A 14,220-nucleotide genomic window follows, 5' to 3' on the forward strand; every position below is an offset into this window, starting at 1 on the left:
TCTTCCAGAAAGCCATCTTTCGATCGTCACAATAGCCTGACTTCTGCGACCGAGTTTGCGGGCACGCTGAAAGGCCGGTCTCCACCATAGCTACCTCATGGGCGCGAGACCCGAACTTTGTCTTTGGGCCAAAAAGTGGACGTCGGTCCCCAGCTTTGTTTTTCAACGCGAAGATTTGGCGCGCCCGAAAGGATTCGAACCTCTGCCCCCCGATTCGTAGTTTGAAACCTTGCGTCCAAGCGCAACTGTAGACATTTTGGCACCATCGAAATCTGCCCTTATCGGCTTTTTCAAAGGAACGATTTCCAGTATCCGGCGACATTGTACAACGCCGGTTTAAGCGACGGGATACGGTTGAATTGTATAGCGAGCAGCCGACAACGCTCCACAAGTTCAGAGTAGCGGGAACACAAAAAACGTCCCCCCAGCAGCGCCGCCGACGATCCAGCCTATCACGAACACTCCGGTCGACCGCAATTCGACACGTCAAACAGGCTCGGGTGGAGATTCTCAGACGCACGACCCGAGCCGAGCGAATTAGCCTAGGCTACTCATTACTGATCTATTTTAAGAGGTGCCAGGAGCCGAAGCATTGCTCGTCGTCGAGCAGTGCCTGGGCGGCGGGAACTCCGCCGATGTCGCGATTGTCGCAGTATCACGGACGCAGCCCTGCTGCTTCCAGGATCAATTGGGTGATCTCATCGGGATGGGAGATCAGCGAGAGATGGCTTGCCTTCACTTCGATCGTCTTGGCGCCCATGCGCTTGGCCATGAAGCGTTCGAGGTCCGGGTTGATAGTCCGGTCTTCCGTCGAAACGGCATAGAAACTCGGCTTCGAGCGCCAGGCCGCCTGCGTGGTCTTGCCGGTGAGAAGAGCCTTTTGGAACGGCTCCTGGACTGCATAGAGCACCTTGGCCTTTGCTTCCGGCAGGTCGCCCGCGAAGTCGCGCAGGAACGCAGTCTCGCTGAGGCGTCCTTCATCGCCGTCGAAAACGATGCCAGCGGATGCTGGTGGCGTGGGAAATGTCTTGGCCAGCGCCGTGTAATCCTCGCCTGCGTCCGGCGCCCGCGCCGCGATGTAGACAAGCGCCGAGACATTGGGATGCACACCGGCTTCGGTGACAATCATCCCGGAAAAAGAATGTCCGACTAGAACCGTCGGGCCATCCTGCCGTGCCAGTACTCGCTGGACGGAGGCAACCGCTTCGGGCAGCGTCGTTAGGGGATTTTGTACCGCGGTGGCATTGAGGCCCGCCGCCTGCAATCGTGCGATCACCTCGGACCAGCATGATCCGTCGGCGAAAAGTCCGTGCGCGAGGACGACGTTGCTCGCCTTCGCCGGCGCGGAAGTCGTGGCCATGCTGCGGGTCGAGACGAGGGCGGCGGCGCCGGCAACAAGGGCGGCTGAGAAAGTGCGTCTGTTCATCGTCATGATCTGGTTTCCTTGCGTTGAAGAGTTTGATGGATCGAATGCGAGGGCATGCAGCTCAGGGTTGCCCGGAGAGGTAGAAATCGATTGGCATGCAAGGCTTTTGTGGCTCATCCGGATGTGAGCCACTTGCGGATTCCTCCGATGGAATGGAAAGCGTCGGCGGCGTAGCATTGGACTTCGGGAAGCTCTGCGCGCGCCATCTCGGCAAGCGCGTGTCCAGGCCCGAGATCCAGGGCGCGGTCGACGCCCGATTCGGAAAGAACCTCAAGGGTTGTGGCCCAATCGACTGGGGTTGCGACTTGGGCAGCCAGCTTCGCCGCTGCCGTCGCTGCTGCGACGACGCGTTCGCCGTCGCCGCCGGCCAGCAGCAGGCGACCGGCTACCGGCCCAGCCGATGTCTCGGCTGCCAGCGCCGCGCGAAGGGGGGCAACTGCAGTTGCGAGATGAGTCGTGTGAGAGGCGATTTTCACGGCGAGAAGATCGGCGCGCACCGCGCCAGCCGCCAGGGCCGCGGCGCAGACCGCGATGACATCGGGTTCACGGCCGCCTATTACGAACAGATCGCCGGGATTGGTGATCGCGATCGCGCAATGATGACGTTCTGTCAAGCGCTCGATCGCCAGCCGGCGCAGCCCGCGGACATAACCTAGCCGTCCGCCGACGCCTCCTGCGACGTCCATCGCGCGTGCACGTTCGTCAGTAAGCCTCAAGGCAGTCGCGGCGGTCCAGATTCCCGCGACGCTCCAGGCGGCCATCTCGCCGACACTATAGCCGGTGACAGCGAGCTGCTCCGGCAGCGCATCCTGAATGCAGGCATGCATCGTCAACGCCGCTGTCACGGAGAGGATCTGGCTGGTGCGGTTGGTGGCCAGTCGATCGCTTCCGGTGCTTTGCACCAGATGGCGCGGGTCTTCGCCGAGGAGGCGCGTCGCTACCTCGAAGATCGTCGCCGCTTCCGGCCGGTCGGCAACGAGGTCGAACATATCCGCGGACAGCAAGCCTTGCCCGCCGCAAAGCAGAGCTAACATGATGCCTCCAAATGATCGACAAACAGCGTCATGGCCAAGAGGTCCGCGCACCCGCCCGGGCTAAGATTGCGGACCGTGAAAGCTCTATGAATGGCAGCGGCCCGGGCTTGCCAGTCCGTCTGCGCAACACCGCCTTCCGCCAGGAAGGTTGACGCCTGCGCCTGTGCGAAAGCCAGCCCGTCCGATCCACCCCGATGCAGGAGATTGGTGTCTTCGACCGAAGCGATCAGAGCCATGCAGGCATGGACGCGCGCTGCCTCGTCGCCGCGAGCAAAAGCACGGCCGGCTCGCAGTGTGGGCAGGGCGATCTCGTAGACCGACGGTAGGCCCTGTACGGCCTCGGCGCGAGCGCCACCAGCGCCATAGCATCGTGCCGCATCGGCGCCGTGGCTGTGCAAAGAAACCGGGCCTGTCAGGATGGCCTGCCCCCATCGCTCGGCGATGATCGCTCCCAGAGAGCGGCGGATGCCGTAAACATGTCGAAAGCCTGCGGCGGCGGCAAGAAGCCCCAAGCCGAAGATTGCGCCGCGATGGGTGTTCACGCCGCCGGTCGCAGCAAGCATGGCACGTTCGGCGGCGATGCCGATGGCACGCAGGCGATCCATGGCAGCGCCTGCGGCACCCGCCGCCGCGAGGTCGGCAAAAAAGGGGGCGAGCGTTTCCGCGCTGCGGATCAGCAGCGCGGCGTCCATGTCACAATGCGCGCCATTGTCGATGTGACTGACCAGGCCGGGCTTGGGATGGGTCTCGACTTCCAGCATCAGGCAGAGCGCTGCGAGACTGCCGACATCTTCACTCCTGAAGTTCGGTTCGGGCGTGTAGGCAAGCAAGTTTGTGGCGATCATTGCATGCCTCCCGCGAAGAGATCTGTTCGGGAGACAGCCCGCACCTCGCGCAGTCCTTTGACGACGACGCCGTCAGCGCCGGCATCCCGCAGTTCGCGCCACTGCACGGCGCCCGCGGCGTTATGTACCTCGCCGTCGATGCGCATCGGCGCGATCTCGTCAATGGCCGTGATGCCTTCAAGCAGGGTGTCGACGTCGCCACCGGGCGGCAAATACCACAGTAGATCGAGGTCCGAACCAGCGGAAAGATAGGGCAACGCCGTAAGGTGCTGCCAAGCCAGGCTGCCGAAGACCCGGGCAGTCGGATCGAGGCGGATCAATTGGTCGATGCATCGGCGCCAGCAGGCGGGTGCCGATACGGCGGCGGCGGACAGCAAGGGCGGCGGATCCGCGCGCAGGATATCGTCCGGATCGAGCGTCACCGCGATGCGGTGTTTGCCCTGTGCAGGTGGCAGGGGGAGGCCGAGGGGCACCGTTCGCGGGTCGTCGCTGCATAGGGGCCGTCTGACGACAAGCGGATAGTCCGCATCGGCCCATCCCGCGACGAAGGGCTCATTCGCCAGGTCGGGGCGCTGCGCCATCAATGCGGCCCATGCGCGTGGCGAGGGTTTTACCATGGTGTGGCGCGGGAAAATCTCAGGCATGGGATGCCTCCTTTTCGACGCGCTCAGCAATGGAGGCTGCCTTTGGGCGCCCGCCGCGGCCTTCTCCCAAGCGATCGCGTGCGTCGCGGCCGGTCTGCTCGGCCAGGAGTGCTAGAAATTGTTCGGCAAGCGATTGATCGGCATTCCATACGCTGTGGATGGCGCCGGTCTGCGCCAGGTTTTCCAGACCCGGCGCGAACACCGGCGTCTTCTCGGCCTTCGCCTTCAGCACCTCGATCGGCAGTTTGGTGACACGCGCCATCGAAGGCAGATCCATCACAGCCGGGTGCGCACCCGGGAGCGCGACAAGCGTTCCGGTGGCCAGTGCGGTGGCAATGAAGGCGCCGGCAGCGCTACCGCCATAGAGCAGGCCGATGGTCCTATGACCTCGCACCTCCGCCAGCAGCAGCGTCTTGGCCAAGTGGGCCAGGCATTCGCTGAGGCCGAGCAGTTCGTCGCGCCGGCTCATCCGTTGACTGGAGGAATCGATCAGCACGAGAATGGGCGCAGTGTTCCCTTTGCGCGTAATTTCCAGCACATGGCCGGCTAGGATGAGCGCGCCGTCGCAGCCGAGCGGGCTTTGACCGACGATGCCAATGACATGAACCTTGATTGCGTTGATGATCCCGATACCGGCGATCAGATTGTCCGTGACAGTCACCTCATGGCCACCCGGGAACAGCGAAGCCAAGATATTATCGAGCGCCATTGGCCGTCTCCCTCTTGCCCGTGATGCGTCGCAGAAATTCGTCGGTTGCAAGGCCCGGTATTTCGGCCGGCTCGCTGACGCCAAGGTCTGTCCAGATATCAACGGCATCATGCGCCTTGCCGAAACGGTGGAGGCGGCGTTCGAGACGTTGCTGCTCGGCCTCTAGCACGTCGGCATCAAGCCGGCCGTTGCCGGCAAACGCCATGAGCGCAGCTTCGCGGAAGGCCAGGACATCGTCATCGACGAAGGCATCGGCCCCGCCGATCAGATAGCGGTGCTTACCGCCCATCGTTCGCCAGACGAGGGCGCGGTCACGCGAGTCGAATTCCTCAACCCCCTTGTTTGTCTCGATCACTTCCGGACCGCTGACGCTGATGCGACCCTGTTCCGAAACGATCAAGGCGGAGCAGCAACCGGCAATCAGACCGCCACCGCCATAGCATCCGGCGCGGCCGCCGATCAGGCCGACGACCTGCACGCCAGCTATCCGCGCCTCGACGAGTGCGCGTATGATTTCGGCGATGGCGATCTCGCCCGCATTGGCCTCCTGCAGCCTGACACCGCCGGTGTCGAACAGGATCAGCACAGGTTCTCCGAGCGATCGGGCGGCCCGGAGAAGGCCGGTGAGCTTGGCGCCATGCACTTCGCCGAAAGCACCGCCCATGAAGCGTCCCTCCTGAGACGCTACCAATATGCGGCGTCCTTTGAGAGTGCCGCGGCCGACGATGATGCCATCATCGAATTGTTCCGGCAGATCGAAGATCGCCAGATGCGGGCTGATCTCGCGCTGCTCGGGGCCGATGAATTCTACGAAGCTGCCGAGGTCGAGAAGAGCCGCGACACGCTGGCGAGCGTCCGCCTCATACCAACTGGTTGCGGATGTCATGCTTCAAAGCTCCTCGATCAGACGGACACCTTGGGCGAGACGCAGGGAGACCATATCTGGCCGTGCCCCGCCGTCATTGATGGAGATGTGCAGGCCGCCCGCCGGCCGCCGCGTCACGAAGTCGTCGATCACCGCTTCCCACACGGCTGCAAAACCGTGCGCTGCTGTGGCGATATCGATTACGCAGACGTTCGCTGGCAAACCACGCTCGAGAAGGACCTCCAGATTGCCCGAGGCGACGACGCCGACGATGGCTCTTGCACGGGTACCGGCGGCGGCGGTTGACGGCTTCATTGTGAAACTGAGCTTTTCCAAGGGCTGATCCTCCTCATCACCAATTTCGGAAGCGGCTCGGAGGCTGGTAGAGACCACCCGAGGTGAGCATGAGATCCTTGATCGAGCGCGCTGCCAGCATGCGGCGGTCCGCATCGAGCGGATCGATGCCGAGATCCTCCGGGCGGCGGATGACGCCGCGCGCGCGCAGCCGTTCGACCATCTTGCGATCACGTGCCCGGCCGACATCGGTGTAACCGGCAACACCGCGGATTGCCTGTTCGCGCTCGTCATTGTCGCGGCAGAGCAGGAGGTTGGCGATGCCATCCTCGGTGACGATGTGGCTGACGTCATCGCCGTAGATCATGACCGGCGCGAGATCGAGGTCGAGCTTGTCCGCAAGTTCCAGCGCGTCGAGCTGTTCTACAAACAGCGGCACGTTCTTTTCGCCAAAGGTCTCGCCGATCTGTACCACCAGCTTACGCCCGCGGCGCAGGCCGGGTGCGGCGTCGGGATCGGCATCGGCGCCCGCCTTCAGCCAGGGTTCGCTCGGATGGCGACGCCCGCGCGAATCAGACCCCATGTTGGGGGCGCCGCCAAAGCCGGCGATGCGGTTGGTCGTGACCGTCGAACTATGGCCCTGGAGATCGATCTGTAGAGTGGAGCCGATGAACATGTCGCAGGCATAGAGCCCCGCGACCTGGCAATAGGCGCGATTGGAGCGGAGCGATCCATCCGGACCAGTAAAGAAGATGTCGGAGCGCGCCGAGAGATAATCCTCCATGCCGACTTCGGAGCCGAAGCTGTGGATCTGCTCCACCCAGCCGGCCTCGATCGCCGGAATGAGGGAGGGATGCGGATTGAGCGCAAAATGCGTGCAGATCTTGCCCCTCAGACCGAGTTTTTCGCCATAGGTGGGCAATAGCAGCTCGATGGCGGCGGTGTTGAAGCCGATGCCATGGTTGAGACGGCGGACACCGTAGGGCGCATAGAGCCCCTTGATGGCGAGCATCGCCGTCAAGATCTGCGTCTCCGTGATCGCGGCCGGATCGCGGGTGAACAGCGGTTCTACATAGAACGGTTTCTTTGCGTCGACGACGAAATGGACGAGGTCGCCGGGGATATCGACGCGCGGCACCTTGTCGACGATCTCGGCCACTTGCGCCACAACCAGGCCGCTCTTGAAGCTGGTGGCTTCCACGACGGTCGGCGTGTCCTCGGTGTTGGGGCCGGTGTAGAGGTTGCCGTCCCGATCGGCACTGACCGCGGCGATCAACGCCACCTGCGGCGTCAGATCGATGAAATAGCGGGCGAAGAGCTCCAGATAGGTATGGACGGCGCCGAGCTCGATCTTGCTGCCGAACAGCATGCGCGCGATGCGCGCCGATTGCGGGCCCGAATAGGAGAAGTCCAGCCGCTTGGCGATGCCCTTCTCGAACACATCGAGATGCTCCGGAAGCACGACGCCCGATTGCACCATGTGGAGATCATGGATTTTGCCGGGATCGAGATCGGCAAGGGCCTTGGCGAGTACATCGGCTTGCTTCTGGTTATCGCCCTCCAGGCAGACGCGATCACCTGGCCGGAGGACTGCTTCCAGGAATCGGGGGAGGTCATCCAAGGCGACGCTCTTGCCGCAGGCGTAGCGCTGGCCGGCATCGCGCCGCAGTGCGAGAACCTCCTTCTGTGTATTCCAGTTCCGCATTCCCGGGCCTCCGTGCACAACTCGTCCCAGTTTTTAGCGAGGCAGCGATCGAAGCTCTATTATACTTAGGTGTGAGATTCGTGCGCGAACCAGATTTTGATCAGCAAATATCCTCAACAGAGAAACAGAGCATATCGCCTTTCAATCTGACTTCTACCCGTTCGGGCCATTGCCGATCGTGGCGCGGGTTGTGCCATCGACAGCCGTCACCTGCCAATACGCATGGCCCGTCTTGATGTCGCGCCCCGGGGATTTCGTCCAACGTTTAACGCAGCCGCCGGATCACACGAACGCATACGCATAGAGAAAGCCGACCAAGTCTATTTCGTTATCTTAATGAGATCGGCAAGAGAGCAGTTACCATTAACGCCTTTTCTTTGTTAGCACTGAGAAATACTGACTTGCTAAACCTCACAAAGCTGTCACATGATCGCCAGGCCTTCGAGAACTTTTTAGACGACAAGGCCCGTTATTCATGAAACTGGAATCTCAACATGAAGTTGGTTCTCTATGCGCTTGTTGCAGCTATTACCGTCATGCGATTAACCGCAGGTCTAGCGGGACAGGCCGAAGGGGATGCAGCATTCCAAGCCAAAAACTACACAGAAGCCTTTCGGGAGTGGAAGTCTCTCGCGGAGGACCGGGAGGCGAAGGCGCAGAACGGGACTTGGTGTATTGTATGACAATGGGTGGGGTGTTTCTCAGGATGAAAACCAAGCAATCAAGTGGTATCGGAAAGCGGCAGAGCAGGGAAACCCTGATGCTCTCTGCTCCTGTCGCCGGGAATGTCTGTGACGGTAGAAGTCAAAACCGGTAAGCGGCGGATCTTAGAATATCTATTTTCGCCGCTTGCGGAGATTTCGTCGCAAGCCATGCAGGAGCGGTGACGGTGGTCGCACGTTTCGCCGCGAGGCGCCACTTCCATCGTCGCAGCTGGCCGCGCAGATGACGACATTCAAGATTCAAATTCTATCGCGAAGCCACAGCAACAGAGCCGAACAATGAGAATTCTGCGAGCGATGATCACGGACGCCGTGAAAGATTACACAGTCATCGTCTATAGCGAAGACTTGAACGACCCGGTCTATTGGGGGCGCGATGTTGACAAGACCATCGCCGCGATCAAGGCCTACAAGGAAATCAACGTCCTGATCCGTGATGGCGGCAGGCCCGATGACACGGTTGGCTGGGTGATGATTCTGCCAGGGCTCGATGAACACGAACAAATCGCGGATTACAGCGGCCGCTGGATCCACGAATGGCATGTCGTCCGCGGTCTGGTATGAGTCTGGTATGAATTCTCAAACCCAACACGGGAATGAGGGCACAGCGCTGCATGATCCATCGGTATTGATGTCAGTCTATCATTTCGACCGAATGTCAGACTAAACCAGCCGGAACGCTGCGCCGCGATATCGAGCGGCCCAGAGCTTGAAAGCCAACCCATTGGTTCCTTCGTCTTATGGCGGATTTTGAACGATGATCTTGATCGATGAATAATAGGCGGCGACATTCGCTATATCCTCATCGCTCAAGCCCTTGACTACGACCGTCATCTGCTCGTTCTTGCGCTCGCCTGCCTTGAAGGCTGTTAGCGCCTTCACGAGATAAGCCTCCTTTTGGCCAGCTATATTCGGCGCCTCAGGCAGCTTGGCAAGGCCATCCTTGCCATGGCAAACTTGGCACTTCAACATGACCTTTTTGCCCGAAGCCGCATCACCTGCGGCCTTTGCAACAGTCGAACAGGTAATGAGAACAGCAAGACTCACCAACAAACCGTAAATATCAACCTCCTATGCCCAGATAGGGGAATGAGTCAGACCGCAGGTGTAACCGGCGAAGTTCACTTAAGTGCCGTAGGAAATCCGCCAGACTGCTCCGGCCAAATCGTCGGACACCAGCAGCGAACCGTCGTTAAGCACCTGAACATCGACCGGACGGCCAAGATACTCGCCGTTCTCGTTCAGCCAGCCTTCAGCGAACACTTCCGTCTTGTCCGCCGAGCCGTCTGCCTTGAGCGAGGTGAACAGTACCCGAGCACCTACGGGATCTACGCGGTTCCAGGAACCGTGCTGGGTCGAGAAAATGCCACTTCGGTATTTTTCGGGGAACTGCTTGCCTGTGTAGAACGACAGGCCGAGGTCGGCCGCGTGAGCGTCTTGCTCGACCGCCGGGAAGATCACGCCTTCGGGCACTGTGGTGTCCTTGTACTCATTGGTGCGGGTCTTGCCGCCGCCATACCATGGGAAGCCAAAATTCTGGTCTGGCCCGGTAACATGGTTCATTTCACCCGGGGGGATGGTGTCACCCATGCCGTCGACCTGATTGTCATTCACCCAAATTGTCTTGTCCTTTGGATTGAAGTCGATGCCGAGGGGATTGCGCATACCGCGCGAGTAGATCTTGCGGTCGGAACCGTCCTGTTTCATGCTTATGATACCGCCGATGCCCAGTCTCTGAAACTCCGGGAGTACTTCGGGCGCTGGCACATTGAAGGGCTGGCCGATAGTGATATAGAGCCGGCCATCAGGCCCGACGCGGCAGGTGCGGGCGGTGTGGTTGTAGCTCTCATCGGACGCGGGAATCAGTTCACCTTGCTTGACGATGGCGAACGCCGCGACATCCGGACCTTCATAGAAAAACTCGGCCGCCGGAAACCACAGCACGCGGTTCTGTTCCGCGAGATAAAGGTGGCCATCCTTGGAGAAACAAACGCCGTTCGGCACCGCCATCTTGATCGAAGGCGCGAACACCTTCACATCGTCGGCGACGCGGTTCTTGTCGCGGTCGGTCATCGAGTAGACCAATTCCTTGCGGGTACCAACGAAAGTCACCACACCTTGTGGTCCCACGGCCATATGACGGGCGTCGGGAACGATGGCATAGAGACTGACCTTGAAGCCATCGGGAACTTTGATTTTCGCCGCGATTGCTTTGAGGGCTTCAGCGTTTTCCCCAGTCTGCGGGATTGGCTCCATCATCGGTGTGCCGGTGGTCTTGAAGCCGCCAAGTTTCTCGAGATTGGCGTCCTGCGCAAAGGCGGACGTTAAACAAAAGACGGCTGCGCATGATAAAACGAAAGCGAGTTTCTTGATCACGGTATCCTCCCAAGGGACCAGATACTACGCTGCGGGCAGTTTGTTTTTGTTTGAAATTTTCCGCACCGGGCGTAGACTTTGCAAGTCTTAATCAACACCAAGAAGTATTGCACAGATCAATTTGCCTGACAATAAACCGGGTCTGCGGCTGTCTCAAGAACGGCGCCATCAGCCGCCATAAAGGTAGTTCGGAAGCCAGAGCGTTATGCCGGGCCAGATGTACATGATGATCATGCAAACGATGACGATCAGCATGTAAGGCATCATGCCTGCGAAGATCTGGTTGAGTGTGACATGCGGCGGAGAGACGCCTTTGAGATAGAACGCCGACATCGCGACCGGGGGTGACAAGAACGCCGCTTGCAAGTTCACGAAGACGAGTACTCCCCAAAGAACCGGGTCTATGTTGAAGTGCTTCAACATCGGTAGAAAGATCGGCACGAAAATGATGATGATCTCGGTCCATTCGAGCGGCCAGCCGAGAATGAAGATGATCGCTTGCGACAGGATCATGAACTGTACTGGCGTCAGGTCAAGCGACAGCACCCATTGCTCGAGCAGCGCCTGACCGCCGAGGATTGCGAAAACGGCGGAGAACAGCGCCGAGCCGACAAAGAGCCAGCACACCATCGCCGTGGTCTTTGCGGTGAGGAACACTGCTTCCTTGGTGCGCTTCCAGTTGAGTGTTCGGGCGTGGAATGCCAGCAGAAAGGCACCGGCGGCACCGACTGCCGCGGACTCGGTGGCCGTCGTGATTCCAAACAGGATGACGGCGAGCACGACGGCGGTGAGAATACCCAGTGGCATCACGGATGAGGTCAGAAGCTTCACGACCTCTAGCCGCTCGGCATTCATATTCCGGTAGTAACGAACGAGCACTATTGCGGCGAGCGCGGCAATGATCCCGAACGAAACATAGAAACCGGTCGCTGGCCCAACAGGCGTTGCCGGCCCAGCTTCCACCACCGGTGAGCCAAGCTGCTCCAATCCAGCAGCTGCTTCGGTGTCGGCTGAGGCTTGCGGATGGATGACGACATACCACCACACCAGCAAAAGGGTGAGTGCTGTCAAGGCGAACGGTACCAGCGCGGCACAGAAATTCCTGAGCAGCTTCCAATACGTAAGAGGTCCATCCTCAGCCATCAGCGCCATAGCCCTGGATGGTGCGAACAACGCTGAAAAAAGCCCGACAAGCATGTTGCGTGAGTAGACTGCCTGAAAGCTTCGCATCCATGTAGGCACCGGGACTTTTGTCTGTTCCTCCGGCAAGGGTGGAGCAATCTTCGGATTGATGGTCGCCCAGGCAAGAATGTAGACGAGATAAAGGAAGGCGAGGAAAAAGCCGGGGAACATCGCAGCGGCGTAGAGCTTCACGACGGACTGCCCCGCGACCGCCGCATAGACGATGATCATGACAGACGGCGGGATCAGAATACCCAGCGTGCCACCCGCAGTGATTACACCGGAAGCGAGCTTCACATCGTATCCGGCACGCAGCATCGGGTTGAAGGCAATCACCCCCATCAAGACCACCACTGCGCCGACGAGGCCGCTGGCGATGCCCCAGAACGTGCAGACGATGAGTGTCGCAACGGCGAGTGACGCCGGCACGCGCCGGAACGAAAGCTGGATGCTGTAGAACATCTTGTCGACCAAGGCTCCGCGTTCCATCACATACCCCATGAGCACGAACAGCGGGATGGAGATCAGAACGTCGTTGGTCATGGCCCCATAGGTGCGTTGGACCATCAGATCGAAGATGCGATTATCTATCCAGTGCTCCGCTGGGTTGTAGAACGCGTAGAAGCCGAAAAACATGCCAAGGCCCATCAGCGTGAAGGCCGTCGGGAAACCCATCATGATAACGACCACGATGAGCATAAGCATCGTTAGTCCGAGGACAGGATCGCTCATGTTTGCAGGTCTCCCCCCGAACCACGTTTGCGCGCGGTCTCATCAATTTGCTGCGCGCGCTCGATCGCAACTTTGCGCGTTTCCTCATCCACATGCTCGCTGTGCGCGAGCTGCTCCTCGACGACGTCGATCTCCGCGACATCCTTGAGCCGGCTGGGCCATTCCCCGGTCTTGAGACAGACGATACAGCGCGTGATTTCGGCTACGCCCTGAAGCATCACAAAGGCACCAGCCAACGGAATGACCGACTTGAAGTAGTAAATCGGCGGGCCTTCTGCCGTCACAGTTGAGTGCTCCCCGATCCGCCATGAGAGCGCTGCGTAGTCGTAGCCTGCGTAAACGAGGGCGGCGATCCCCGGCAGGAAGAAGACGATGTACAATACCAGATCAAGCGCCGCTTGCGTCCGGGGCCGCATCGAGCTGTAGAGAAAATCGCCTCGCACATGGGCGTTTTGCGCCAGCGTGTACGCTCCCGCGAGCATGAATAACGTGCCGTAAAACATGCTGCTGGCGTCGAATATCCACGCCGTTGGCATGTTCATGATATAGCGCTTGAAGACCTCGATGCAGACGAGCGTCATCAGTCCGACGATGAGCCACGCTGCGGCCTTTCCGACCCACACGCTGATGGCATCGACCGTATGCAGAAAATGCTGAACGTTCACGCAAGCCCCCGATGGCGAGAGGATATTTTAGGCGGACAAAGCACCCCAGATCATGATCTCAATGATGCTTTGCCCGAATTACGCGTCAGATCTTCTTCGCCGCCGCGTTCTGTCCGAAATAGTGATCGAACGCCATCCGTCGGCCGACAACGGTGTCCTGTTCCCATCGCGTCGCCCGCTCGGCAAAGGTGATCTGCGATTCGAGGATCTCCTTGAAAAGCGGGTTTTCCGCCGCCTTTTTCTTCACGACCTCGTCGTAAACCTCCAATTGTCTCTTGAGGATTGCGTCCGGCGTCTTGTAGAATTTGACTTTGTCAGTCGTCTGCATCTCCACATAGTCTTTCGAATAGCGGTCAATCGCCTTCCAGTGCATGTCCTGCGAAGCCGCTTCGACCGCATTGCCGATGATGGCCTTCATTTGTTCGGGCAGAGCGTCGTATTTCGTCTTGTTGAACAAGATCTCGAACTGCTCTGCATTCTGGTGATAGCTCTGCAACATGCAGATCTTGGATACGTCCGGAAAACCAAGCGTCCGGTCAGATGAGGCATTGTTGAATTCGGCCGCGTCAAGCAATCCGCGGTCCAATGCCGAGACGATTTCGCCGCCCGGCAACGCGTTGACCGCTGCACCTAGACCAGTGAAGACATCAATGGAGATGCCAACGGTACGGAACTTCAAGCCATTGAGATCCTCGACCTTGCCAATGGGTTTTTTGAACCAGCCGAGCGGCTGTGTCGGCATCGGTCCATAGGGGAATGAAACGACATTGGCGCCTATGGAGTCATACAGCTTTGCGAGAAGCTCCTTCCCGCCGCCGTATTTGTGCCACGCGAGCAGCATGTTGGCATCCATGGCGAAGCCTGGTCCGGATCCCCACAGCGCCAGCGCTGTTTGCTTCCCGTAATGGTAGACAAGTACGCCGTGGCCGCCGTCAAGCGTGCCTTGCGACACCGCATCAAGCAGGCCAAATGCAGGCACCACGGCGCCTGCCGGCAGCACCTCGATCTTGAGGTCGCCACC

At 59.7% G+C, this 14,220-nt stretch carries 16 protein-coding genes; 3 read left to right on the top strand and 13 right to left on the bottom strand.

Annotated elements, in window-relative coordinates:
* Positions 1-655: 655 nt before the first annotated feature.
* The 8 genes from ACSQ3H_RS25885 to mdcA form a co-directional block, all read right to left on the bottom strand.
* Positions 656-1,432 carry an alpha/beta fold hydrolase gene (locus ACSQ3H_RS25885; RefSeq protein WP_436119973.1) on the bottom strand — a complete coding sequence of 259 codons (777 nt, stop codon included), beginning with the start codon at positions 1,430-1,432 and terminating at the stop codon, positions 656-658.
* A gap of 107 nt (positions 1,433-1,539) precedes the next feature.
* Positions 1,540-2,460 carry an acyltransferase domain-containing protein gene (locus tag ACSQ3H_RS25890; protein WP_436119974.1) on the bottom strand — a complete coding sequence of 307 codons (921 nt, stop codon included), beginning with the start codon at positions 2,458-2,460 and terminating at the stop codon, positions 1,540-1,542.
* Entirely contained in the window at positions 2,454-3,305 is an 852-nt protein-coding gene (mdcB, locus tag ACSQ3H_RS25895) for a triphosphoribosyl-dephospho-CoA synthase MdcB (protein WP_436119975.1), read from the bottom strand. The genes ACSQ3H_RS25890 and mdcB overlap by 7 nt, the downstream gene beginning before the upstream one ends.
* Complete coding sequence (gene mdcG, locus ACSQ3H_RS25900) at positions 3,302-3,949, bottom strand: malonate decarboxylase holo-[acyl-carrier-protein] synthase (protein ID WP_436119976.1); 648 nt, start codon at positions 3,947-3,949, stop codon at positions 3,302-3,304. Before mdcG ends, mdcB begins: the two co-directional genes overlap by 4 nt.
* Positions 3,942-4,658, bottom strand: a complete 717-nt coding sequence (locus tag ACSQ3H_RS25905) for a biotin-independent malonate decarboxylase subunit gamma (protein ID WP_436119977.1) — start codon at positions 4,656-4,658, stop codon at positions 3,942-3,944. The genes mdcG and ACSQ3H_RS25905 overlap by 8 nt, the downstream gene beginning before the upstream one ends.
* Positions 4,645-5,544 (bottom strand): biotin-independent malonate decarboxylase subunit beta, encoded by a 900-nt coding sequence (locus tag ACSQ3H_RS25910; protein WP_436119978.1) that lies wholly within the window; start codon positions 5,542-5,544, stop codon positions 4,645-4,647. The genes ACSQ3H_RS25905 and ACSQ3H_RS25910 overlap by 14 nt, the downstream gene beginning before the upstream one ends.
* Before the next feature lie 3 nt (positions 5,545-5,547).
* On the bottom strand, positions 5,548-5,859 hold the full coding sequence (gene mdcC, locus ACSQ3H_RS25915) for a malonate decarboxylase acyl carrier protein (protein ID WP_436119979.1): 312 nt from the start codon (positions 5,857-5,859) through the stop codon (positions 5,548-5,550).
* 16 nt (positions 5,860-5,875) lie between these two features.
* A complete protein-coding gene (mdcA, locus tag ACSQ3H_RS25920) occupies positions 5,876-7,522 on the bottom strand; it encodes a malonate decarboxylase subunit alpha (protein ID WP_436119980.1) in 1,647 nt (548 codons plus the stop codon).
* Between the two features lie 494 nt (positions 7,523-8,016).
* Between mdcA and ACSQ3H_RS25925 the strand changes: the two genes are divergently transcribed.
* The 3 genes from ACSQ3H_RS25925 (at position 8,017) to ACSQ3H_RS25935 (ending at position 8,808) form a co-directional block, all read left to right on the top strand.
* Entirely contained in the window at positions 8,017-8,205 is a 189-nt protein-coding gene (locus tag ACSQ3H_RS25925) for a hypothetical protein (RefSeq protein WP_436120008.1), read from the top strand.
* Positions 8,198-8,317, top strand: coding sequence for a hypothetical protein (locus ACSQ3H_RS25930; RefSeq protein WP_436119981.1), 120 nt, complete (start codon positions 8,198-8,200; stop codon positions 8,315-8,317). The genes ACSQ3H_RS25925 and ACSQ3H_RS25930 overlap by 8 nt, the downstream gene beginning before the upstream one ends.
* A gap of 206 nt (positions 8,318-8,523) precedes the next feature.
* Positions 8,524-8,808 (top strand): hypothetical protein, encoded by a 285-nt coding sequence (locus ACSQ3H_RS25935; RefSeq protein ID WP_436119982.1) that lies wholly within the window; start codon positions 8,524-8,526, stop codon positions 8,806-8,808.
* Between the two features lie 174 nt (positions 8,809-8,982).
* Here ACSQ3H_RS25935 and ACSQ3H_RS25940 read toward each other — a convergent pair whose 3' ends face one another.
* From ACSQ3H_RS25940 to ACSQ3H_RS25960, 5 genes are all read right to left on the bottom strand, one after another.
* On the bottom strand, positions 8,983-9,291 hold the full coding sequence (locus ACSQ3H_RS25940) for a c-type cytochrome (RefSeq protein ID WP_436119983.1): 309 nt from the start codon (positions 9,289-9,291) through the stop codon (positions 8,983-8,985).
* Between the two features lie 78 nt (positions 9,292-9,369).
* The gene (locus ACSQ3H_RS25945) at positions 9,370-10,620 is read right to left on the bottom strand and encodes a PQQ-dependent sugar dehydrogenase (protein ID WP_436119984.1); all 1,251 of its coding nucleotides are present in this window, start codon (positions 10,618-10,620) and stop codon (positions 9,370-9,372) included.
* A gap of 168 nt (positions 10,621-10,788) precedes the next feature.
* Positions 10,789-12,534 carry a TRAP transporter large permease gene (locus tag ACSQ3H_RS25950; RefSeq protein ID WP_436119985.1) on the bottom strand — a complete coding sequence of 582 codons (1,746 nt, stop codon included), beginning with the start codon at positions 12,532-12,534 and terminating at the stop codon, positions 10,789-10,791.
* The gene (locus ACSQ3H_RS25955) at positions 12,531-13,199 is read right to left on the bottom strand and encodes a TRAP transporter small permease subunit (RefSeq protein ID WP_436119986.1); all 669 of its coding nucleotides are present in this window, start codon (positions 13,197-13,199) and stop codon (positions 12,531-12,533) included. Before ACSQ3H_RS25955 ends, ACSQ3H_RS25950 begins: the two co-directional genes overlap by 4 nt.
* 85 nt (positions 13,200-13,284) lie before the next feature.
* A partial coding sequence (locus ACSQ3H_RS25960) for a TRAP transporter substrate-binding protein (protein WP_436119987.1) occupies positions 13,285-14,220 on the bottom strand: 936 nt, incomplete at its 5' end.

It is taken from the genome of Phyllobacterium sp. LjRoot231 (assembly GCF_964253365.1).
GTDB lineage: Bacteria > Pseudomonadota > Alphaproteobacteria > Rhizobiales > Rhizobiaceae > Phyllobacterium.